Raw genomic sequence first — 23244 nt, forward strand, 5'->3', positions numbered from 1 at the left:
AAAAATAAAGTGAAAAAAACCGTTAAGAAATTAGACAATAACGTGGTGAAGGCGCTAACACATGTTTGTGAGTTGGCTAAATGTGAAATTCCCGGATTCGAATGGATTACTCATACTGCTAGCTACGATAACTTTCCTGCTAGCTTAGCCGTAATTTGCGTGTTTGATACAGAAGCGTCAGTTGAGCTTGCGAATAGTAAAGACTTAGATGTTTATTTGAGGCGTCAAATTCAAGGGCAACTTTTAAGAGTTGGCGTTAAGTTAAAAGATGCGCGTCGCCATGTGCGCTTTGATAGTGAAGAAGCTTGCAATGAGCAACACCAAGGGAATTGGCAATTGCGTTTGCAGCCACATTGAATAATTAAAAAGCCCGCGTAAAGCGGGCTTTTTAGTGTCATTATATTTATTTACGCATTTACGTCAAAACGATCAGCGTTCATAACTTTCGTCCAAGCTTTCACAAAGTCTCTAACAAATTTCTCTTTGTTGTCATCTTGCGCATACACCTCTGCATAAGAGCGTAATATTGAGTTAGATCCAAAGACTAAGTCAACACGAGTTGCCGAATAAACTTGCTCACCTGATGCTCTATCAACAATTGCGTAGGTACTTTTGCTAGTTGGCTTCCACGTATATTTCATATCAGTAATGCTAACGAAGAAATCATTCGTTAATGAACCTGAGTTACTAGTTAATACGCCATGAGATGTGCCCTCATAGTTGGTATCTAACATGCGCATACCACCTACTAAAACGGTCATTTCTGCCGCGGTTAATCCTAGTAGCTGTGCTTTGTCTAATAACAGTTCTTCTGGCTTCACTACGTAGTCTTTTGGCAAGTAGTTTCTAAAGCCATCAGCCTGAGGCTCTAATGGTTCAAACGATTCAGCATCGGTCATATCATCAGTAGCATCACCACGGCCCGATAAGAATGGTACTTCAACATCAAACCCAGCCGCATCAATCGCTTTTTCAAGCCCTACGTTACCAGCCAATACAATGGTATCAGCTAAACTGGCACCTGCTGATTGCGCTAACGGTGCTAATATTGATAGCACTTTAGCCAACTTTTCAGGCTCATTAGCTTGCCAATCTTTCTGAGGCGCTAATTGTATACGTGCTCCGTTTGCACCACCTCGTAAGTCAGAGCCTCTAAAGGTGCGGGCGCTATCCCATGCGGTAGATACCATTTCACCTATGCTTAAGCCAGAATCTGCAATACTTGCCTTTAAAGAATCTACATCGTAGTCAGTGCTGCCAGCAGGCACAGGATCTTGCCAGATTAACGTTTCCTGAGGTACTTCTGGACCTATGTAGCGAACTTTTGGCCCTAAATCACGATGCGTTAATTTAAACCATGCTCGGGCAAACACCTCACTGAAGTAGTCAGGGTTATTATAAAACTTTTCTGAAATATCACGATAAATTGGGTCCATTTTCATTGCCATATCAGCATCAGTCATAATAGGGTTATAACGTTTGCTTGGGTCTTCAACGTCAACAGGCTTATCTTCTTCTTTAATGTTGATAGGCTCCCATTGTTCCGCACCTGCAGGTGATTTTTTCAGTTCCCAGTCGTAGTTTAACAACAGTTCAAAGTATCCATTGTCCCACTGTGTTGGATTAGTTGTCCACGCACCCTCAATGCCGCTTGATACAGTATCTCGACCAATTCCGCGAGTTTCATTGTTCATCCAGCCTAAGCCTTGCTCTAAAATATCAGCGCCTTCTGGATCAGGCCCAAGATTTTCTGCGTTTCCATTACCATGGCATTTGCCCACAGTATGGCCGCCTGCAGTCAGTGCTACCGTTTCTTCATCATTCATTGCCATTCGAGCAAAGGTTTCACGCACATGTAAAGCTGTTTTAAGCGGATCTGGCTTTCCATTCACACCTTCTGGATTAACGTAAATAAGGCCCATTTGTACCGCGGCTAATGGATTCTCCATTGAATCAGGCGCTTCAACGCTGTCATAACGCTCGTCACTAGGTGCGAGCCATTCTTTTTCCGCTCCCCAGTAGGTGTCTTTTTCAGGGTGCCAAATATCAGCGCGACCAAATGCAAAGCCATAGGTTTTTAAGCCCATGCTTTCGTATGCGACTGTACCGGCAAATACTAAAAGATCAGCCCAACTCAGTTTATTGCCATACTTCTTTTTTATAGGCCACAGTAAGCGGCGAGCTTTGTCTAAATTAACGTTATCGGGCCAAGAATTCAAAGGTGCAAAACGCTGGTTACCAGTAGAAGCGCCTCCGCGGCCATCCGCAATTCTATATGAACCTGCAGCGTGCCATGACATTCTAATCATCAAGCCACCATAATGACCCCAGTCAGCAGGCCACCACGACTGCGAATTAGTCATAAGTTCAATCATGTCTTTTTTTAAGGCATCAAAATCAAGCGTTTTAACTACTTCACGGTAATCAAAATCTTCGCCTAAGGGATTTGTTTTAGTGTCATGTTGGTGAAGAATATCTAAGTTAAGAGCTTCCGGCCACCAGTCCATATTAGACGTGCCAGAAGCTGTTAAACCACCGTGCATAACTGGGCACTTTTTTGCAGAATCGTTTACATCGCCTATCTTTGCATTACTCATTTACTTTACCTCTTTGGGGATAAAATGTAGTGACTTGTCAATACATGTGAACATAAGATTTAATCAATAGTAAATCGGTACTCTGAAAGAATATAGTGAGTTTTTCAGATGCAGCTAAACTAGTTTATCGATTAGAAAGTGCAAATCTTTATAGGGTGAAATGATAGTAAATGCGTAAAACCATCACTTTAGATTTATAAAGATCAAACGCATTTAAACATAGCATTAGAAAATAATATGGGAGGGGAGTTTGTGGTGTTGTTATAGCTACTTACTGCTAAGTAAAAAAAAACCTTTTTACCAATACCAACAGTAAGTAGCTAACGCTTATAATCTTTAGAAAAAATTTACTTAACTTCTACACCAGCAGCTTGTTTGTCTGCATGGTAGCTTGACCTTACCATTGGACCACAAGCCGCGTGAGTAAAGCCAATTTCTTTTGCGTAGTCACCTAACAAATCAAATTCTGCAGGTGTAACGTAACGTTTAACAGGGTAGTGATGCTTACTAGGCTGTAAGTACTGTCCTAAGGTTAACATATCAACCTTGTGTGAACGCAAATCATCTAAAACGCTTTGCATCTCTTCGCTTTCTTCGCCCATACCCATCATCAAACCTGACTTGGTCGGGATGCTTGGATGCTGCTCTTTAAATTTCTTGAGTAAATCAAGAGACCACTGGTAATTTGCACCCGGACGGCATTCACGATAAAGGCGCGGGATAGTTTCTAAGTTATGATTGAACACATCAGGAGTGGCTTGTTTAAATATTTCTAAAGCTCTGTCCATTCGCCCACGAAAATCGGGCACTAATACTTCAATTGTAGTAGTGGGGCTGTGCTCTCTTATTGCTTTTATACAATCTACAAAATGCTGAGCGCCACCGTCACGTAAATCATCACGGTCAACCGAGGTAATAACCACGTAGCGTAGGTTCATTTCAGCAATAGTTTTAGCTAGTTTTTCGGGTTCCTCAGCGCTCGGAGGTAAAGGCTTACCGTGAGCAACATCACAAAACGGACAACGGCGTGTACATATATCCCCTAGGATCATGAACGTAGCTGTACCATGATTAAAGCACTCAGCCAAATTAGGACAACTTGCTTCTTCACAAACTGAATGCAGTTTATTTTTACGTAAAGTCTTTTTTATATGGTCAATACGGTCAGTTGTTGCTGGTAATTTTACTTTAATCCAAGCAGGTTTACGCAGCATATCTGCTTTTTCTGTAGGGACTATAGTAATGGGGATATGTTTAACTTTATCTTCATCACGAAGTTTTACACCAGCTTGAGAACGTGGGTTACTCATTAAAACCTTCTTTATGTATCAATGGGTGGAGATTCAATAGTTTGCAAAAGTTTTCAACTACTTGCTTTTTAGCTTCAGCAATAGTTTGAATACCATGAAGACGTTTGCTGTCGGTCATTTCAAGCCCAGCGTAACCACAGGGGTTTATTCGCTGAAATGGGCTTAAATCCATATCTATATTAAGTGCTAAACCATGAAAAGAGCAGCCTTTTCTTATGCGTAAACCTACTGAGCAGACTTTTTGCTCATTAATATACACACCTGGGGCATCTTTTTTAGCATATGCTTCAATTCCGTACGGCTCTAAGCTTAACACAATACAGTTTTCAAGGGCACTTACTAAATCCCTTACACCAAGCTTTCTACGACGTATATCTAATAAAACATACATCATTAGTTGGCCGGGACCGTGGTAGGTGACTTGCCCGCCTCTATCAACAGGAACCACCGGGATATCACCGGTTGCTAAAAGATGTTCTTCTTTTCCTGCTTGCCCTTGAGTAAAAACGGCTTGATGTTCTAAGACCCAAATTTCATCGGCGCAATGTTCGTCGCGTTCATCAGTAAATGATTTCATCTTATCCCATATAGGGAGGTATGGCTGAAATCCTAAATCTCTTACTAAAACAGGCAATTCTTTGCGTTTAGTATGTATCTCAGAATGGGGAGAATTACTCAAAGCTATAGAACCACGCGAACCAATTCTAATTTAGATATTTCCACATAAATACTTTCCATGTGGTCTTTGCTTGTTACCTGGACCGAAATTGACAATGAATGATAATTGCCTTTTGCACTCGGTTTAACTTTGGGTGAATAATCACCTGGTGCAAGTTCTTGTAGGCGATTAATAACTACATCAGGTAGGTCAGGGTGGGCTACGCCCATAACCTTAAATGTTTGTAGGCATGGAAATTCTAACAATTCATCAAACTTTGTATCCATGGTTACTCTTCCAATCCTGTTTTAAGATTAAACCAATCCAAGGCCTGGCTAATAAAGCCACCTTCTTCAACTTCTTCTAAAGTAACAAGGGGGTAGGTAATAAGTACTTCATCATCTAATACAATGTTTAGTGTTCCTACAGTCATGCCTTTTTCAATAGGTGCTTGAAGTTGAGTACTTAGCTCAAAGTTGGCTTTTAACTCTTTTGCTTGGCCGCGCGGAATAGTCATAGGTGTACTAGAATTAATACCTAAACTTACTGTTTCTTTAGCGCCCATGTAAATACGGTGATCAGCAAAACTGTGGCCGGCTTCATAGGGTGTTACCGTTTCATAAAAGCGGAAGCCGTATCGAAGAAGCTTTTTATTTTCAGCTTTTCTTGCTCTTTCACTTTCAGTACCCATTACCACTGACACTAAACGCATGTCACCTTGGGTAGCTGATGTAATTAAGCTGTAGCCAGCGTCTGACGTGTGGCCAGTTTTTATACCGTCTACGTTTAGGCTCTTGTCCCAAAGTAAGCTATTACGGTTAAATTGTTTTATACCATTATAAGTAAATTCTTTTTCGCTATAAATGGCATACATGTCAGGCGTTTCAGTTATAAGAGCTGATGATAAAGTTGCCATATCACGAGGAGAGGTGTAGTGGTCAGCGTTGTGTAGGCCGTGGCTGTTAACAAAGTTAGTGGCTGTCATGCCTAAGTTTTGTGCATGGGCGTTCATCATGCTAGCAAATGCTTCTTCACTACCGGCAATATGTTCTGAAATCGCCACACACGCATCGTTACCTGATTGCACAACAATTCCCATTAAGAGATCGCTAACCGAAACTTGTGTACCTACTTCAATAAACATTTTTGATGAGTCAGGAAAGTTTTTGGCCCAAGCGTTCTCAGAAATAGTCACCATGTCATTTAATGAGATGTTACCGGCTTGCAGCTCTTTACCTACCACGTAAATAGTCATTATTTTAGTTAAGCTAGCAGGCGCTAAACGTTGGTCAATGTTTTTTTCAGCTATGATATGGCCTGTGGTATGGTCAACTAACATATATCCACTTGCCGCCACCGCCGGCGGTGGAGGAATTACAATTGCAGCGTTCGCTGCGTGTAAAACCATAGTTATCCATAATGTCACAAGTATTTTAAAACGCATTTTATTTCCTGAATTAGTGTTAAAAATTATTCGAAAATCATATTCAAATATTAGCCAGCAATTTTAGCTGATTGTGACAACAAACTACAGTCGAAACACGGTTTTAGTTTGTATCTTTACCAATATACTGTTTGATTTATGTTCCGTTGAGACAAAATTAAGGGAATTACCCCCTTGTTAGGGCGAAACCTCTACAGCGAAAGCTTGGTCAAACCCTATTTTGTACAATTCTTTGATTAGTTTTTCTGCTTTTTGTTCATTCGCAAGTGGCCCTAATTGTAATTTATATATATTAGCAACCTTTGGGGTGTTAGTTGATACTTGCAACAAGTTACTCAAGCCCACGGCTAAAGATTTAACTTTTTCTTCATTTTGTATAGCCATTACTTGCACAAACAATCCTGGCAAGTTCGCCTGTTCAGAAGTAGGACTGGCTTCAGCTACCGGAACTGAATTGGGCGTTTGTGCCAGTAATACAGGAGGCGCGGCTTCAACAAGTGGAGCCGTAGGCTCTGATTTTCCAACGCTAACTAGTCCATTCTCACTCACGTGCACAACTTCTATTTTTATATCGGCAACGCCATGTTCGTGAAACCCTAGTTTTTTAGCTGCACCGTACGATAAATCTAAAATACGGTCATCATGAAATGGACCACGGTCATTTACTCTTACAATGGTGTGCTCATTATTGGCTAAATTTGTCACTTTCACAAAAGAGGGAAGAGGCAAGGTTTTGTGCGCAGCACTTAAAGCAAACATGTCAAAAGTTTCGCCATTAGCTGTTTTATGACCATGAAACTTTTGCCCATACCATGAAGCTTTACCTTCAGCTTCATAGCCTTTGCCGGTAATGAGCGGTGTGTAGTATTGCCCCAAAACTTGATAAGGGCGACTAGTCCACACATTATAGGGTTCATATTTAGGTGTTACGTCAGTATATTTAATTTCGCCGTAATCGTAATTAGGTGCTGAATCTTCTGCTATTTTATATCTCCCTTGAGGAGATGAATTACATCCTTGCAACACGCCTAGAATAAAAATAAACAAGCAAATTAGCTTACGTTGTTTTGAGATAAGAGATAATGAACAGGTAGCCGTGTAGTGCATAGCAATAATCCTTCATTCGCCCTTATTTAGCTTTTGGTACTTACACCAAAAGATTGAGCGTTATATTTATAGAAATTGTTATTAAACAAACAGTTTGTTATCTGGATAACAATCGTTTTTGTGTACTAATTGCCATAAGAATACCAAACCCAGCCATTAAGGTCACCATCGATGTTCCCCCATAACTAATGAGCGGCAATGGAACGCCTACAACAGGTAAAATTCCTGACACCATCCCCATGTTAACAAACACATATACGAAGAAGGTTAGGGTAATACTACCCGCCAGTAATTTGCTAAATGTATCTTGCGCTCTATTGGCGATGTACAAGCCTCTTAAAATAATACACAAGTACATAAATAGTAAACCTGCCACACCCATGAGTCCGAATTCTTCGCTAAATACGGAAAATATGAAGTCAGTATGGCGTTCAGGCAAAAATTCTAACTGAGATTGAGTTCCCTGCAACCAACCTTTACCTTCAATCCCGCCTGAACCGATTGCTATTTTAGATTGAATGATATGGTAGCCCGATCCAAGTGGATCACTTTCAGGATCTAAGAAAGTAATGACTCGTTGCTTTTGATAATCTTTCATTAAGAAAAACCACATGATAGGGGCAAATGCGCCACCTAACATCGATATAAAAGCAATCAACTTCCAGCGCATTCCGGCTAAAAACAAAACAAATATGCCACTTGTAGCAACTAATAAAGATGTACCCAAATCAGGTTGCTTTGCAATCAATATGGTTGGAATAAACACAAGTACAAAGCCCCAAAAAACGTCCTGTAAACGAGCAGGTAAGCTATGTTTACTTACGAACCAGGCAATCATCATAGGCATGGCAAGCTTCATTATTTCAGAAGGTTGAAATCTAAAAAAGCCAAGGTCAAGCCAGCGCTGAGCGCCTTTACCCATTACCCCAAATAACAATACGGCCAGCAGCAGCACAATACCGACCGTATAAAAGTATATTGCTACACGCCTATACGCCATAATTGGGATTTGTGCCAAAATAAACATAATAGCAATTGCGAGTCCTAAGCGAACGAGCTGGCGATTAACTAGCTCCCAATCTTGCCCGCCTGATGAGAAAATTGTTAGCAAGCCAATTCCCATTAAACAACCAAGTGAAAATAGTAAAAAACCGTCTATATGAATGCGCTCTAAGAAGCTTTGCTTATTGGTTTTAAATTCAGTCTTTTTCATTGTTCAGCCAATGATGATGTAGTTTGGCTAACTGCGTTGACAGGTACTTGAGCCATATTTTCCGTTTCGTTATTTTTTTCCTGCGCTTCAAAATAATAATCCATTACATGCCTGGCTAATGGAGCGGCATTTGACCCACCGCCACCTACATTTTCAATAGCGACCGCTATACTTATTTGTGGATCATCATAAGGGGCATAACCAATATACATAGCATTGTCACGCAAATTTTCATTCACCGATTCAGCCTCGTATTCAGCATCTTGTGCAATGGTAAACAATTGGGCTGTTCCGGTTTTACCTGCCGCTATATATTTCGCGCCTCGGTATGCTGAATGGGCGGTACCGTGCTCTCTATTAACGGTGCCGTAAAGTGAATCGAGGACTATGTCCCAATTCGCCTCATTTTTTACCGCAATTACTGCGCTTTCTTTAAGCGGCTCATCTACTAACTCGCCTTCAACTAAAAAGCCTTTTAATAATGTTGGTGTGAACTTACGTCCTTTGTTTACCAAAATATTCAGAGAATTTGCTAGCTGTAGAGGGGTAGCGTTCCAGTAGCTTTGCCCGATTCCAACAGAAATAGTGTCACCTATGTACCAAGGCTCATTAAATCTAGCTCGCTTCCATCCTCGACTGGGTAAAATAGCTTGGGATTCTTCATATAAATCAATGCCTGTAAATTCACCGAAACCAAATTGACTCATAGAATCATGAATACGATCAATCCCTAAGCGATAAGCCAAATCGTAATAAAAGGTATCGCATGACACTTCAATAGATTTTGTTACATCAACTTTTCCGTGGCCATATTTTTTCCAATCTCGCCAAACGTGCGACACATTGCGCAATTGATAAACCCCGCGGTCACGAATTTCGGTTTCGCTGTCAATTACACCTTCTTCTAAGCCTAATAAAGCCAAATGCGGCTTAATAGTAGATGCGGGCGGATATCGCCCTTGGGTAGCTCTATTTAATAGTGGGCTGTATTTAGAATTTAATAATTTCGAATATTCAGTTTGGCTTATGCCATGAACGAATAAATTGGGATCATAGCTAGGACTTGAATACAAAGCTAAAACGCCACCTGTTTTTACGTCGGTAATCACAACTGAGCCACGGCGACCCGCTAATTCTTCTTGAGCCTTTTGTTGCAAGGTAATATCAATATTAAGCACAATATCTTTACCTGGGGTAGGGGGCTGAAAATCTAATACGCGAATAATTCGCCCCTTGTTATTTACTTCAACCTGCTGAAAGCCCACCTTACCGTGCAAAATGCGTTCATGAAATTTTTCGACACCCTGTTTACCAATATCATGGGTTGCAGCGTAGTTTGCTTCCTCTCCATTTGCTTTTAATTTTTGTACATCGCGCTTGTTGATGCGCGCAACATATCCAAGCATATGGGTAAGGGTGTCTCTAAATGGATAAAATCGTGATAAGCGTGCTTCAATAGTCACACCGGCAAACTTATGTTGGTTAGCTGAAAATAGGGCTACGTCATCATGGCTAAGTTGTTGGCGCAGTGCAACGGGCTTGAATCGGCGCTGGCGTTTACGATCTCGATGAAAACGTGTTATTTCAGCAGGGGTAATATCCATTAATTGCGTGATTTCAGCTAAAGTTTGCTCTAAATCGTCTACTTCTTCAGGAACAACTTCTAAACTAAATACGGGCCTGTTTTCAGCGAGTATTACACCGTTTCTGTCATAAATTAACCCACGATTTGGTGCAACAGGTAACACTTTTATGCGGTTACCATTTGACTGCGTCTGATAATCTTCAAATTGTCGAACTTGTAAATCATACAAGTTGATTAAGATAAGAAGCATGAACGCAATAACGAAAAAGACGGAAACGAAGGCTCTGCGAGCAAAAAGATTTGCCTCAGCACTATGATCCCGAATTGTCTGTTTCGCTTTTGCCATGCCTACTCTCTGTGATACGGATGATTTTGCGTAACTGACCAAGCTCTGTATAAGGCTTCAGTAACGATTACTCTTACCATTGGATGTGGCAATGTAAGCGGAGATAAAGACCACATTTGGTGAGCGGCATTTCGGCAGTCATTTGAAAGGCCTTCTGGCCCTCCAATTAATAGACTAACGTTTCGGCCATCCATTTTCCATGTCTCTATTTGGCTAGCGAGTTTTGGGGTAGTCCATGCTTTACCTAAAACTTCAAGCGCAATAATGCGATTGCCTTTAGGTATAGCTTGTAAACACTTATTCCCTTCAATTTCTTTTATTTTCTCAAGGTTTACTGTTTTACCACGTTTTTGAGGGGTAATTTCAGTAAAGCTAACAGAAAAATCAGCCGGAAACCTACGCAAATATTCTTCAGTTCCTTCGACCACCCAATGGGGCATTTTGTTCCCCACTGCGATAATTTGAATTTGCATTAGGCGTTTATTGCCAAAGCTTTTCTAACTGATAGAAATCACGTGTTTGGTCTTGCATTACATGCAACACAACTTCACCTAAATCTACTAAAACCCATTCACCTACGTCTTTCCCTTCAACGCTCAAAGGAGCATGTTCGGTTTGTTTGCACTCAACAATTACATTTTCAGCAATTGAAGACACGTGCCGCTTTGAATTACCTGAACACACTACCATGGTGGTAGTCACGGTTGATTTTTCAGAAACATCAATTATTACTATGTCTCTTGCTTTCATATCGTCGGCTTTGTCAACAACAAAGTCTATAAACTCTTTATGATTCAATGCTTTTCCTAATTTAACTGTTATACAGTTGATGTTGTTTTATATAATTTTCAATTTTAAGGGGTAAATAAGAACTTACCTCTTCATTTGCTCTAATCTTCTCTCGTATAGATGTAGATGAGCAATAGTATGGCGCGTTATTTACTAACCAGAGATTACCCTCAGGCAACTTGCTTATTATATCTGTAAACGCATCAGATGTATTGCACTGGCGTATAAGATTAACGGGGGCAAGTTTTGACGACAAATACAATTGACTCTCTTTATCCATCTTTGAACCAATAAAATCGTTTATAGCATGTTCGCCTGTATTAAAATCATACAATTTTGATGCCATCCTGTTTTGCTTTGTATCCGCTTCACAGGGGCGAATCATTACTAGCAAATGGCAATATTTAAAAATGTCTTTCCAATTATGCCACTTATTCAGTGTAGAAAGCGAGTCTTGACCAATAATGAACACTAAATTCTTTGTCTTGTCTTCTTGCTTTAATTGACGCAAGGTATCAACTGTGTAGCTAGTTTTGTTGTTATTAACTTCTATTAGATTCACGCTCATGCGCTCGTCTTCTTCTGCTAACAAAGTGGTCATTGCCACGCGATGCGCTGTACTACTTACACCGTGTTTTAATGCCGGTATATGAGACGGAACTAACGATATACGTTTTATACCGAGTAAGTCAGCCGTTTGTTGAAGAGGATACAAGTGACCATAGTGAGGCGGATCAAACGTGCCACCGTACAAGCACATTACAGATTTAGGCAAGTGATAATTCGCTAATTTGCGCTGGCATGAATAGTAAAGCTAGATGACTTAGCACAACGTAAGGTTTAGCTACATACGCTGATTTAAACATAATATCGGCTTCACTCAATGCGGTATTAATGGTTTGCATATTCGAGTGTGACAGGCGAGCAAGTGCATTTTGGTACAAGCTTTGTTTTTGAGACCAAATACGTAGGGCCTTAAAATCAACATGGCCTGTTAGTGCCTGCATTTCGAAAAGTTGCGTCAGTGTTTGGGCTTCATTCACTAAATTCCATAAGATCACAACGGGCTCGAATCCTTCGTCGTCTAATCTACAAAGCATTTTTATCGCTTTAGTAAAATCCCCTCGTAATATTTCATCAGTAAATTGAAACACAGAATACCTAGACTGCTGAACCATCACTTTAGCTATATCTTGCGCTTGAATAATATGTTCTGCAGGGAATTGTAAGCCTAGCTTTTCAAGTTCTTGACGCCCAGCCATCAAATTTCCTTCACACATATCAGCAATCATGGTGAGAGCCTGCGGTGCTATGTGTAAGTTTAATTTGTTAGCTCGTGCTGCCAGCCATTTATGTAATTGATTGTTTTGCAATTCGTAAACGTGACAAAACCAACCTGCGTTTGCTAGTGCACTAAACCATTTTGTCTTTTGCACGTCTTTGCCAGCTTTAGGGCCTTGAATAACAAGCACTACATCACTGTTTTGCATGTTAGCAATTTCTAGAAATTGCTTTGCTGCTACGGCTCCTGGTTTACTCGAAGTGAGAGTTAACTCAATATATTGCTTATCGGCAAACAATGACATGCTTTGCATGGCGTCAATTAGATGAGCCCATTCGAATTCGCTATCTAAGGTAAAATTTTGTCGCTCATCAAAGCCTTCTGCTTTTGCTTTTGCACGAATTGCATCAATAATATCAAGCTTTTGTTGAGGTTCATCACCGAACACCAAAATAAATGGTGGCAGTGAAGATGCATTAAGTTGTCGCTCTGCGTCATAAGCTTGAAATTGCAAATTAATTACCTACCGCTCTTTGAATTTTGCTTACCTTTTTAGATTTCGCAGGCTCAGGGCTAATAACAGCTGTTTTGTATTGGCTTGATAGCAAGCGAATGATGCGATCAGCTGACTCTCGGCGTAATTCACCTAAAATCAAATCAAGTTCTCTGGATTTTGCTAGAATTTGGTCAGGGTCATCTTGGTATTCTCTGCTAACCGACAAACTATTGTTTATAGTTTCAAAACCAGGGAACTGCACTGAGTACTCAACAGTATAAACAAGTTCATATTCAGCTACCTGCCCAGTACTAAATACTGATAGAAGACGTCTTTCGAACTGTTCGGGCTGTAAGTTGACATTTACCGTTTGTTCAACATCAATTGTTAACTCAGTGGTTTCGTCGTTAATAATGCCATTGAGTTGGTAAACACTCAAACGTTGGTCTAAAGCTCTTGAAAGAGGGGAGTACTGCAATGGCGCAGAAATCAACACATTTGTGAGGCTGTCAGGTAGGGCCTGAGAGCCACGCAAATGAAATCCGCACGCACTTATAGCGCACACCAATGCACATACGCTAATACATTTAATCAAACAGGTTTTCCACATTGGTGTTTTAGCCACGCTACGTTCTCCTAGTTAGCCACTATATTGACTAATTTACCCGGTATCACAATTACTTTTCTAATCGTCTTCCCTTCGGTAAACGACAGTACATTCTCATGTGCTAGCGCCGCTTCTTGTAATGCATCTTTTGTGATGTCAGCGCTTACCGTAAGTTTTGCCCGTAACTTACCGTTGACCTGCACAATAATCAGTTTTTCATCTTCAACCAGCGCGCTGGTGTCGCATTGCGGCCAAAGTGCTGTTTGAAGCTCACCCTCCAATTCATATTCCTTATACAAAGCTTCACAAATATGCGGTGTAACAGGGTTAAGCATTTTAATCATCGCCACAATAGCTTCATGCATCAATGTAAAATCAATATCGTTTTTAACATCAAACTTTTGCAAGTAATTAAGCAGCTCCATTAATTTAGCAATAGCGGTATTAAAGGTTTGGCGTCGAAGTATATCGTCGGTGACCTTTTGAATCGTGCCATGAAGCTCAAATCGAAGTGCTTTTTGTGCTTTATCCAAATCTTTATTACTGTAACTAACGAGTTGTAAGTCTGAGTTTTTATTGTCAATCGCTAAACGCCAGAAACGACGTAAGAATCTATTCGCTCCCTCAACCGCTGACTCGGTCCACTCTAAATCTTGCTCTGGTGGAGCTGCAAACATGGTGTAAAGTCTTATGGTATCAGCACCATACAAGTCAATTACGGCCTGTGGGTCAATACCATTGTTCTTTGATTTCGACATTTTGATCATACCAGCGTGTTCCACTTCTTCACCAGAACTGGTCACATAGGCTTTTATAATTCGGCCTTTATCATCTCGCTCAATCGTTAAATTACTTGGATATTGCCATATTTTCTTTCCGCTAGGGTCAACCGTATAAAATGCGTTTGACAGCACCATGCCTTGGCACAATAGGCGTTTAAACGGTTCATCACTTTCTACCAAACCTTCATCACGCAATAGTTTATGGAAGAAACGTGCATACAATAAATGAAGTATTGCATGTTCTATACCGCCAATGTACTGGTCAACCGGTAGCCAATAGTTTGCTTCACTTGGATCTAACATAGCGTTATCAGGAGACGAGGCATAACGTGCGTAATACCAAGATGACTCCATGAAAGTATCAAAGGTGTCGGTTTCCCTTACCATCGCCTGACCATTATGGCTTGTTTGAGACCACGTGGGGTCTGACTTTATTGGCGAAGTAACACCATCCATAACTACGTCTTCAGGCAGTACAACCGGTAAATCTTCTTCGTTTACAGGGAATGAGTTGCCTTGGGCATCATTTACTATTGGGATAGGCGCTCCCCAATAACGTTGGCGTGAAACCCCCCAATCGCGTAAACGGTAATTAACGGTTTTTTTGCCTCGGCCTGAATCTTCAAGGGTTTTAGCTATTGCTGCAAAGCCGTCTTCATGGCTTAAACCGGTGTAATCACCTGAATTAATGAGTTCGTTCTTTTCTATTAACGCGCCTTTTGATAAATCGGCTTGCTCATCATCTGATTTAACAACTTGAATAATCGGTAATTCGTATTTGGTCGCAAATTCCCAGTCTCTTTGGTCGTGCGCAGGGACTGACATTACTGCACCTGAGCCATAACCCATAAGCACAAAGTTAGCTATCCAAATAGGTAACTTTTCACCTGTTAGAGGATGAATGGCGTACAAACCGGTCGCCATACCTTTCTTTTCCATGGTGGCCAGTTCAGCTTCGGTTGTTTTGGTGTTTTTACAATCATCCACGAAGCTAGCAATACTTTCGTCACTTTGTGCAATTTCTACAGCAATGGAATGTCCGGCTGCAATAGCCAAATAGGTAACACCATAAAGCGTATCAGGGCGAGTTGTATAAACTTCAAGTTCGTTCAAGCCTGCAGCGCTAGTGGCTAAATCAAATCGAATATCAACACCTTCAGAGCGTCCTATCCAATTTTTCTGCGCTATTTTTACTTGGCTTGGCCAGTCTTCCAACTTTTCAATATCTTGAAGGAGTTGTTCGGCGTAATCGGTAATTTTAATAAACCACTGAGGTATTTCTTTTTGTTCAATAGTGGCACCTGAGCGCCAACCTTTTCCATCTATTACTTGCTCATTGGCAAGCACGGTTTGGTCAATTGGGTCCCAGTTGACGGTAGCATTCTTTTTATAAACTAGGCCTTTCTCGTATAAACGAGTGAAAAACCATTGTTCCCAGCGGTAATAATCAGGCTTACAAGTAGTTACTTCACGGCGCCAATCGTAGCCGAAACCTAATGAATGCAGCTGATTCTTCATGTAATCTATATTTTGTAAAGTCCAATTGGCTGGCGCAGTATTGTTGTCTATTGCTGCGTTTTCAGCGGGTAGGCCGAATGCATCCCAGCCCATTGGTTGTAAAACGTTTTTACCCTGCATGCGCTGAAAGCGGCTTACCACATCACCAATGGTGTAATTACGAACGTGGCCCATATGAAGCCTGCCACTTGGATAGGGGAACATGCATAAACAATAAAATTTTTCTTTATTACTATCGGGCTCAACCTCAAACACCTTATTTTCTTGCCAATGGGCTTGGGCCTTGGCCTCTATTGCTCCGGGCTGATAATCAAGGCCAGTTGTGTTGACAGTGTTTGAGGGTGTTGATTCTTGGTTTGCCATTAACGCTACGTTCTCTTTATTATTTCTTAAAAGGTGAATATGACAGTTATCTTTAATGCACATTAGGTTCATGCCCTAGTTGCATCAAGTATGTTTTTTAACCGAATTCCTGTCATGAGCTCAGCCTCGTAGAATAACGTGTATTGGCATGTTTGAACAAGCACTTAAGTTGTCATTTTGGCGATTTCCTGTGAAAAATCCCCACAAAAGCACTTTAGAACAAATGTGAATGTGACAAACTATAATTTAATGTACACTATTTATATTGTATAAATGATTTAAGTAGTTTGTTTAATTGATGTCTACACCTTTACCAAGCGCGCTAAAAAAACGAATTGACCAATTGGGCCTTAAGCCAGAAAAATTGCGTTCACAAGTATCTCAGTCAATGTTGGCGCTTGCTAATTCAAATGCACAAGCCAATATTGATATTCCACAAGTACCAAAACACCTTCTAATTGGGCAAGAACGCGCAAAAAACGCGTTATCTTTCGGCTTAGGCGTGGCCTTACCTGGGTACAACTTATTTGTTATGGGAGAGCAGGCTACGGGTCGTTACACCCTGGTGCACGAGTATATAAAAGAATGTCGTAAAGGTGTGTCAGAACTAAGCGATTGGTGTTACTTGAATAATCTTGATAACGAACGTGAGCCTATTGCTTTATCGCTACCGGTTGGTGAAAGTGAAATATTGGTGAGCGATCTTGAGAATTTTATTGATGAAATTTTAGCAACGTTTCCTGCAATGTTCGAAAACCCTGGTTTTCAACGGAAAAAAGCCAGCATCACTCGCCATTATGATCAAAAATACGATGCGGCCATTGATAAAGTCGAGCACCTAGCTTTAGAAAAAAGTGTGGCTTTAATAGAAGATGGCAATAGCATTAGCTTTTCTCCTATTATAGATGGTAAGCCACTTAATGATGCTGAATTCACAAGTAGAACCGACATCGACAGGCAGCACTATTACGACCTAATTGATGCGCTTGAAACAACCTTAGGCGAAGCCTTATTAGAATTGCCTATTTGGCAACGTGAAAGTGTTGAAAAACAAAAGGCATTAAAGCAAGAAACCGTTGAGCAAGGGATTCGCCCCTTATTAAAAGAACTTGAGCGTAAGTACAGCGACAACATTGCTATTTTGAAATACCTACGACAGTTAAAAAAGCATGTTATTGACATGGTGATTGAAACGCTTGTTGTTGATGAAAAAGAAGATAAGTCAGATGAGTATGACAAACGAGCACTATTTATAGATACATATGTTCCCAATGTGCTAGTTAAACATAAGGCCGATGACTCGCCACCCTTGGTATACGAAGCAAACCCAACCTATCAAAATCTGTTCGGAAAAATTGAGTATACGAGCGTTCAAGGTTCGGTTTATACCAATTATAGAATGATTACGCCTGGGGCTTTACATAAAGCCAATTCAGGTTATTTAGTGTTGGATGTTGATAAGGTACTAGAAAATCCACATGTGTGGGAAGCCTTAAAACTTGCTTTGAAATTCGGCCAAATTAAACTTGAATTACCCCAGCAGGAAGTTGGTATGGTCAATTCAATTACGCAAACACCAGAACCTATAAGCTTGCATGTAAAAGTAATTCTATTAGGTTCTAGCGAACTTTATTATACCTTGCAAGAGTATGATCCAGAGTTTAAAGAGCTGTTTAGAGTACTTGTTGATTTTGATCACGAAATAGATTTAAACCAAACTAATGTGAATCATTTTGTTGCCCGGGTGCAGCAACAAGCAAAAAGCCTGAATTTGAAAGAGGTTGATCATGCCGCAATGGAAGAGTTACTGCTTTATAGCTTGCGTCAAGCTGAACACCAAAGCAAGTTAAGCGCAAAGTTTGCCGATGTAATCGAACTACTTAATGAGGCTCATTATTACTGCTTGCAAACCTTTAATGAGCAACAGAAAGTTGATGACACCCTACAGCGCCACCATGTGATAGCTGCGCTTGAAGCCAAAAAGCATCGCTCTGGCAGGGTAAGTGACACTTTCATGCAAGATATTGAAGAAGGCCATGTGTTAATTAGCTCCCAAGGTGATGCAGTTGGTACTCTAAATGGCTTAACAGTATTGGAGGTTGGAGATACCGCCTTTGGTACGCCAGCTCGTGTTACTGCTACCGTTTATGCAGGGTCTAGCGGGGTGGTAGATATTGAGCGCGAAGTAGAACTAGGGCAATCAATACACTCTAAGGGCGTATTATTGCTAACCGGTTATTTGGGTAATAAATATGCGAAAACATTTTCGTTAACTTTGTCGGCGAATATCGCGCTAGAACAGTCTTATGGTTACATTGACGGCGACAGCGCTTCGCTAGCTGAGCTCATGGCATTAATTTCGTCACTTACTGACATACCTTTACAACAAGGCATTGCGGTAACGGGATCAATTAATCAACTTGGTGAAGTACAAGCAGTTGGCGGCATAAATGAGAAAATTGAAGGCTACTTCAGCTTATGTGAAAAACGAGGTTTAAATGGCCAGCAGGGCGTTATTATTCCTAAATCAAACCACGTGAATTTAATGCTCAGTGAGGCAGTTATAAACGCGGTAGAAAATAATGTATTTCATGTTTACACGGTGGCGTGCGTAGATGAAGCATTGGAGATTATGATGCAGCAAACGGCAGGAAAGCTAAACGCAAGAGGCCGTTATCCAAAAAACTCGATTCATTATGCGGCAATATCACGCTTGTTTGGCATTTCAAATGTGGTAAATGGTGGTGGCGAAGAATAAACGCCACCCATACTAGCAATTTACTTTGGCGGCATTCTTAGCGCGCCGTCAAGGCGAATAGTTTCACCATTAATATAAGAATTTTCAAAAATATGCAGCGCTAATTTAGCAAATTCTTCCGGTAAGCCTAAGCGTTTGGGATGTTGAACATTACTTGCCAAGCCCTCTTGAACGTTCTCAGGCATGGCCAGTAGCATGGGGGTTCCCATAATACCTGGTGCAATTGAATTGACACGAATACCAGAGGCGGCTAGATCACGTGCCATAGGTAAGGTCAAGCCAATTAAGCCCGCCTTACTTGCAGCATACGCAGTTTGGCCAATTTGCCCTTCATAGCCCGCTACCGAAGCGGTATTGATAATAACACCGCGCTGACCATCTTCATTACTTGCTTCATTTTTAGCCATACTGGCGGCTACTAGTCGCGCAACGTTAAATGAGCCAATTAAATTAATATTAATAACCTTCGCAAAATCATCTAATGCAATGGCTTCACCTTGCCTATTTAGCATACGTTTGGCAGGAGCAATGCCCGCGCAATTCACTAATAGCGAAATTCGTTCATCAGCTAAATCGTTGACTGCTTGTTCAACGCTTTCAACGTTAGTTACATCTACTTGCTTAAATGAGCATCGAGTAGGATGCAAAGTAAAAGAAATTTGTTTGCCTTGTTCTTGGTTAATGTCAAAAATACACACTTCCCAACCTGCGGCAATCAAAAAACTACTGGTGGCGTGTCCTAATCCAGAACAACCCCCAGTAACGATGGCAAATAATGGTGCTTGTTTCATAAGTAATCCCTATTATTGTTATTATATGGTGCGTAACTTATGGGGTACCTTTATATCTAAAACTTAGGTACGTGGTAGTGAAATCTTTGCTTCTTTACTTGGTTTGTAAAGTACAAGTACGTGTCCAATGGCATGTACTTTTATCGCTTTTGTTTCGCCTATAATGGCTTCCATAATAAGCGCTTTTTCGTCACGGTCATCAGTGGGTACTTTTACTTTAATGAGTTCGTGGTGACTTAAGGCATTATCAATTTCAGCTACTACGCCCTCAGTTAGTCCATTGTTTCCCAATTGAACGACTGGTTTCAGGGGGTGTGCTAAACCTTTTAAATACTGTTTTTGCTTGTTGGTTAACGTCATGTTTTGCTAATTGCCTATTTTATGCTTTATTTAATCTTGATCTTTCTTATTCTACCCCCACTTTTAATGTAATGCGACTAATCTAAGTATTTCGTTATTATTTATTACTTCTTAGGGCTTATTTATTTTACGTATTAAAGTGAACAAGTTATTTGGAACTAACGTATTATTTACAGTGTCGGAAGAATGTGCGTGAATGTACAAGCACATTTCGTTTTATAAAGTCCCCAAGCCCGTCAGTTCAATGGTATCTAGTGGCGAAGGGCTGCAAAGTGTAGTAATCTTTGCAAATCGAGTATTAGCAGTAGCTAATAGAAGTAACTAGTTCGTCCTTAATAGAGGGTAATTGCGTTGAGCGACATGGCAAAAAATCTTATTTTATGGTTAGTCATAGCCGTTGTGCTGATGATGGTTTTTCAAGGCTTTAATGGTCAAACCACAAGCAGTGCACAAACTGACTACACAACGTTTTTGAAAGAAGTTGAACGCGGAAATATTAGCGAAGTCAAAATCGACAAAAACAAAATCACGGGTGTGAAGCGTAACAACGATGCATTTGTTACCTATATCCCATTACATGATGATAAATTAATTGACGAATTGTACAAAAATGATGTGCGTGTATTTGGTCAAGAGCCTGAACAGCAATCGTTTTTATCGCAAATATTTATTTCATGGTTTCCCATGTTATTGCTTATTGGTGTATGGATTTTCTTCATGCGACAAATGCAGGGTGGCGGCGGCAAAGGCGCAATGTCATTCGGCAAAAGCAAAGCTCGCCTTCTGGGTGAAGACCAAATTAAAACCACGTTTGCTGATGTAGCAGGATGTGATGAAGCTAAGGAAGATGTATCTGAATTGGTAGATTTCCTACGCGATCCTACAAAATTCCAAAAATTAGGCGGTAAAATTCCTAAGGGCGTTTTAATGGTAGGCCCACCTGGAACCGGTAAAACCTTGCTTGCTAAAGCGATTGCAGGCGAAGCTAAAGTCCCATTCTTTACCATTTCAGGTTCTGACTTTGTTGAAATGTTTGTAGGTGTGGGTGCATCTCGTGTACGTGACATGTTTGAGCAAGCGAAAAAATCATCTCCTTGCATTATTTTCATTGATGAAATTGATGCAGTAGGGCGCCAACGTGGCGCAGGTTTAGGCGGCGGACACGACGAACGTGAGCAGACCCTAAACCAGATGCTAGTTGAAATGGATGGTTTTGAAGGCCATGAGGGTATTATTGTAATTGCTGCAACTAACCGCCCTGACGTGCTTGACCCTGCACTGTTGCGTCCTGGCCGATTTGATCGCCAAGTAACTGTAGGTTTGCCAGACATTCGCGGGCGCGAACAAATTTTAAAAGTTCACATGCGTAAAGTGCCTATTGCTGATGATGTTGAACCTTCAGTTATTGCGCGTGGAACACCAGGTTTCTCTGGTGCTGACTTAGCCAACCTTGTGAATGAAGCTGCTTTATTTGCAGCACGTTCTAACAAACGTATGGTTGCTATGGAAGAATTTGATAAAGCAAAAGATAAAATCATGATGGGCTCTGAGCGTAAGAGCATGGTAATGTCGGAAGAAGAGAAAACCATGACGGCTTACCACGAAGCTGGCCACGCGATTGTTGGAAGAGTTGTTCCTGAGCATGACCCTGTTTACAAGGTATCAATTATTCCTCGTGGGCGTGCGTTGGGGGTAACTATGTACCTGCCAGAGCAAGACCGTGTTAGTTATACTAAACGTCATTTAGAAAGCATGATTTCATCCTTGTATGGCGGCCGCTTAGCTGAAGAAATCATATACGGCGAAGATATGGTTACTACCGGTGCATCAAATGATATTGAACGTGCTACTGACATAGCCAAGAAAATGGTAACGCAGTGGGGCTTGTCGTCTAAATTAGGAGCGCAACTATACGCTGAAGAAGAAGGCGAAGTGTTCTTAGGTCGTTCTATGAGTAAATCTGCTAACGTTTCTGACGAAACGGCACGTTCAATTGATGCTGAAATAAAAAGCGTGATTGACCGCAACTATCAGCGTGCAGAGCAAATTTTGCGTGATAACATGGACGTATTACATGCGATGAAAGATGCGCTTATGAAATATGAGACCATTGATGCCAAGCAAATTGATGACTTAATGGCTCGCAGAGAAGTTCGCCCACCTGCTGATTGGGGCAAGGCTGATAATTCTGATTCTGATAAACCTACTGGCGGTGCGTCAATGGATGTCGGTAAAGAAGATAAGCCAAAAGATGACGGTGAAACAAGCGGCGCTACGCACTAAGTTTTCACGCAGTTAGTAAAATACAACACCGACTTATGTCGGTGTTGCTCGTTTTATCGCAAAATTTTGTTTAAAAACACTTCAGAACCCACGCAAGGAAACGATATATATGTTGTTCAAAGGAACTGAAATTACCTTTGATAGCCCCCAAATAATGGGGATTTTAAATGTTACACCTGATTCTTTCTCAGATGGTGGCAAGTTTACTAGTGCTTCATCTGCGCTTAAGCATGCGCTTGATATGGTTAATAGCGGCGCAACGTTTATTGACGTTGGAGGGGAGTCTACCCGCCCAGGCGCAAAAGAATTAAGCGTGCAAGAAGAGTTAGACCGAGTGCTTCCAGTTGTTGAGTTACTTAACGCTGAACTAGACACTATAATTTCAATAGATACCAGTAAGCCACAAGTTATGTTGGCTGCGGTGGAGGCGGGGGCGAGCTTAATTAACGATGTACGCGCTTTATCAGTCCCAAATGCGCTTGAAACAGCTGCGCACTTGGCAAAATCTCATGGCGTACCAAGTTGCATAATGCACATGCAAGGTAGTCCGCAGAATATGCAAGAAGCGCCAGAGTATAATGACGTTGTGGCTGAAATAGTCGCGTTTTTCGAAAAACGATTAGCGCAATTAATTAAGGCTGGTTTTAGCTCCGAACAAATAATAATAGATCCAGGATTTGGCTTTGGCAAAACACTAGGTCATAATTACGCAATTTTAAATCATTTGCGTCAGTTTACTGATTTAGGATTACCGGTTTTAGCTGGTATGTCACGTAAATCAATGATCGGGAACGTGATTAATAAGCCGGTAGATGAACGTTTAGCGGGAGACATAGCTGCAAGCACAATAGCGGCAATAAACGGAGCCAATATTATTCGTGTTCATGACGTTCAACAAACCGCTGATGCAATGAAAATTGTGCAAATGGTTAGCAAGTTTAATAAATAAGGAAAA

At 40.9% G+C, this 23244-nt stretch carries 20 protein-coding genes; 4 read left to right on the forward strand and 16 right to left on the reverse strand.

Features of this window, described 5'->3' with window-relative positions; all coding sequences use genetic code 11:
• Positions 1-9 precede the first annotated feature (9 nt).
• Positions 10-357 carry a Fis family transcriptional regulator gene (locus tag ACOI22_RS01170; RefSeq protein ID WP_420669363.1) on the forward strand — a complete coding sequence of 116 codons (348 nt, stop codon included), beginning with the start codon at positions 10-12 and terminating at the stop codon, positions 355-357.
• A 50-nt stretch (positions 358-407) separates the two neighbouring features.
• Here ACOI22_RS01170 and katG read toward each other — a convergent pair whose 3' ends face one another.
• The 14 genes from katG to leuS form a co-directional block, all read right to left on the reverse strand.
• Positions 408-2597: a catalase/peroxidase HPI gene (gene katG, locus ACOI22_RS01175; RefSeq protein WP_420669365.1), complete on the reverse strand. Its 2190-nt coding sequence runs from the start codon at positions 2595-2597 to the stop codon at positions 408-410.
• A 347-nt stretch (positions 2598-2944) separates the two neighbouring features.
• Entirely contained in the window at positions 2945-3907 is a 963-nt protein-coding gene (lipA, locus tag ACOI22_RS01180) for a lipoyl synthase (protein ID WP_420669367.1), read from the reverse strand.
• Complete coding sequence (gene lipB / locus ACOI22_RS01185; RefSeq protein WP_420672289.1) at positions 3900-4484, reverse strand: lipoyl(octanoyl) transferase LipB; 585 nt, start codon at positions 4482-4484, stop codon at positions 3900-3902. The genes lipA and lipB overlap by 8 nt, the downstream gene beginning before the upstream one ends.
• Before the next feature lie 104 nt (positions 4485-4588).
• A complete protein-coding gene (ybeD, locus tag ACOI22_RS01190) occupies positions 4589-4852 on the reverse strand; it encodes a DUF493 family protein YbeD (RefSeq protein WP_420669369.1) in 264 nt (87 codons plus the stop codon).
• A gap of 2 nt (positions 4853-4854) precedes the next feature.
• Positions 4855-6009, reverse strand: coding sequence for a serine hydrolase (locus ACOI22_RS01195; RefSeq protein ID WP_420669371.1), 1155 nt, complete (start codon positions 6007-6009; stop codon positions 4855-4857).
• 177 nt (positions 6010-6186) lie between these two features.
• A complete protein-coding gene (locus ACOI22_RS01200) occupies positions 6187-7116 on the reverse strand; it encodes a septal ring lytic transglycosylase RlpA family protein (RefSeq protein WP_420669373.1) in 930 nt (309 codons plus the stop codon).
• A 97-nt stretch (positions 7117-7213) separates the two neighbouring features.
• Complete coding sequence (rodA, locus tag ACOI22_RS01205) at positions 7214-8329, reverse strand: rod shape-determining protein RodA (protein WP_420669375.1); 1116 nt, start codon at positions 8327-8329, stop codon at positions 7214-7216.
• Entirely contained in the window at positions 8326-10260 is a 1935-nt protein-coding gene (mrdA, locus tag ACOI22_RS01210) for a penicillin-binding protein 2 (protein WP_420669377.1), read from the reverse strand. The genes rodA and mrdA overlap by 4 nt, the downstream gene beginning before the upstream one ends.
• A gap of 2 nt (positions 10261-10262) precedes the next feature.
• The gene (rlmH, locus tag ACOI22_RS01215; protein ID WP_420669379.1) at positions 10263-10733 is read right to left on the reverse strand and encodes a 23S rRNA (pseudouridine(1915)-N(3))-methyltransferase RlmH; all 471 of its coding nucleotides are present in this window, start codon (positions 10731-10733) and stop codon (positions 10263-10265) included.
• A gap of 7 nt (positions 10734-10740) precedes the next feature.
• On the reverse strand, positions 10741-11058 hold the full coding sequence (gene rsfS, locus ACOI22_RS01220) for a ribosome silencing factor (protein WP_420669381.1): 318 nt from the start codon (positions 11056-11058) through the stop codon (positions 10741-10743).
• Positions 11059-11071: 13 nt separating this feature from the next.
• Positions 11072-11824: a nicotinate (nicotinamide) nucleotide adenylyltransferase gene (gene nadD / locus ACOI22_RS01225; protein WP_420669383.1), complete on the reverse strand. Its 753-nt coding sequence runs from the start codon at positions 11822-11824 to the stop codon at positions 11072-11074.
• Positions 11817-12845, reverse strand: coding sequence for a DNA polymerase III subunit delta (holA, locus tag ACOI22_RS01230; protein WP_420669385.1), 1029 nt, complete (start codon positions 12843-12845; stop codon positions 11817-11819). The genes nadD and holA overlap by 8 nt, the downstream gene beginning before the upstream one ends.
• Before the next feature lies 1 nt (position 12846).
• Entirely contained in the window at positions 12847-13452 is a 606-nt protein-coding gene (gene lptE / locus ACOI22_RS01235; RefSeq protein WP_420669387.1) for an LPS assembly lipoprotein LptE, read from the reverse strand.
• A gap of 11 nt (positions 13453-13463) precedes the next feature.
• The gene (gene leuS, locus ACOI22_RS01240; protein WP_420669389.1) at positions 13464-16097 is read right to left on the reverse strand and encodes a leucine--tRNA ligase; all 2634 of its coding nucleotides are present in this window, start codon (positions 16095-16097) and stop codon (positions 13464-13466) included.
• A 298-nt stretch (positions 16098-16395) separates the two neighbouring features.
• Between leuS and ACOI22_RS01245 the strand changes: the two genes are divergently transcribed.
• Positions 16396-18855, forward strand: coding sequence for a Lon protease family protein (locus ACOI22_RS01245; protein WP_420669391.1), 2460 nt, complete (start codon positions 16396-16398; stop codon positions 18853-18855).
• Positions 18856-18875: 20 nt separating this feature from the next.
• Here ACOI22_RS01245 and ACOI22_RS01250 read toward each other — a convergent pair whose 3' ends face one another.
• Positions 18876-19646, reverse strand: coding sequence for an SDR family NAD(P)-dependent oxidoreductase (locus ACOI22_RS01250; RefSeq protein WP_420669393.1), 771 nt, complete (start codon positions 19644-19646; stop codon positions 18876-18878).
• 63 nt (positions 19647-19709) lie between these two features.
• Positions 19710-20006, reverse strand: coding sequence for a ribosome assembly RNA-binding protein YhbY (yhbY, locus tag ACOI22_RS01255; RefSeq protein WP_420669395.1), 297 nt, complete (start codon positions 20004-20006; stop codon positions 19710-19712).
• 351 nt (positions 20007-20357) lie between these two features.
• Here yhbY and ftsH point away from each other — a divergent pair, with 351 nt between their 5' ends.
• Together ftsH and folP are read left to right on the forward strand one after the other, a co-directional pair.
• A complete protein-coding gene (gene ftsH, locus ACOI22_RS01260; RefSeq protein ID WP_420669397.1) occupies positions 20358-22289 on the forward strand; it encodes an ATP-dependent zinc metalloprotease FtsH in 1932 nt (643 codons plus the stop codon).
• A gap of 109 nt (positions 22290-22398) precedes the next feature.
• A complete protein-coding gene (gene folP, locus ACOI22_RS01265; protein ID WP_420669399.1) occupies positions 22399-23238 on the forward strand; it encodes a dihydropteroate synthase in 840 nt (279 codons plus the stop codon).
• Positions 23239-23244 lie beyond the last annotated feature (6 nt).

It is taken from the genome of Glaciecola sp. 2405UD65-10, assembly GCF_048820975.1.
In the GTDB taxonomy this organism is placed as follows: Bacteria; Pseudomonadota; Gammaproteobacteria; order Enterobacterales; family Alteromonadaceae; genus Glaciecola.

Excerpts from the sequence above, each read along its gene's own strand:
- mrdA (WP_420669377.1), bottom strand. The coding sequence starts at position 10,260 with ATGGCAAAAGCGAAACAGACAATTCGGGATCATAGTGCTGAGGCAAAT.
- ybeD (WP_420669369.1), bottom strand. The coding sequence starts at position 4,852 with ATGGATACAAAGTTTGATGAATTGTTAGAATTTCCATGCCTACAAACA.
- leuS (WP_420669389.1), bottom strand. The coding sequence starts at position 16,097 with ATGGCAAACCAAGAATCAACACCCTCAAACACTGTCAACACAACTGGC.
- ACOI22_RS01200 (WP_420669373.1), bottom strand. The coding sequence starts at position 7,116 with ATGCACTACACGGCTACCTGTTCATTATCTCTTATCTCAAAACAACGT.
- katG (WP_420669365.1), bottom strand. The coding sequence starts at position 2,597 with ATGAGTAATGCAAAGATAGGCGATGTAAACGATTCTGCAAAAAAGTGC.
- rlmH (WP_420669379.1), bottom strand. The coding sequence starts at position 10,733 with ATGCAAATTCAAATTATCGCAGTGGGGAACAAAATGCCCCATTGGGTG.
- rodA (WP_420669375.1), bottom strand. The coding sequence starts at position 8,329 with ATGAAAAAGACTGAATTTAAAACCAATAAGCAAAGCTTCTTAGAGCGC.
- yhbY (WP_420669395.1), bottom strand. The coding sequence starts at position 20,006 with ATGACGTTAACCAACAAGCAAAAACAGTATTTAAAAGGTTTAGCACAC.
- folP (WP_420669399.1), top strand. The coding sequence starts at position 22,399 with ATGTTGTTCAAAGGAACTGAAATTACCTTTGATAGCCCCCAAATAATG.
- ACOI22_RS01245 (WP_420669391.1), top strand. The coding sequence starts at position 16,396 with ATGTCTACACCTTTACCAAGCGCGCTAAAAAAACGAATTGACCAATTG.
- ACOI22_RS01195 (WP_420669371.1), bottom strand. The coding sequence starts at position 6,009 with ATGCGTTTTAAAATACTTGTGACATTATGGATAACTATGGTTTTACAC.
- ACOI22_RS01250 (WP_420669393.1), bottom strand. The coding sequence starts at position 19,646 with ATGAAACAAGCACCATTATTTGCCATCGTTACTGGGGGTTGTTCTGGA.
- lipB (WP_420672289.1), bottom strand. The coding sequence starts at position 4,484 with ATGAAATCATTTACTGATGAACGCGACGAACATTGCGCCGATGAAATT.
- lipA (WP_420669367.1), bottom strand. The coding sequence starts at position 3,907 with ATGAGTAACCCACGTTCTCAAGCTGGTGTAAAACTTCGTGATGAAGAT.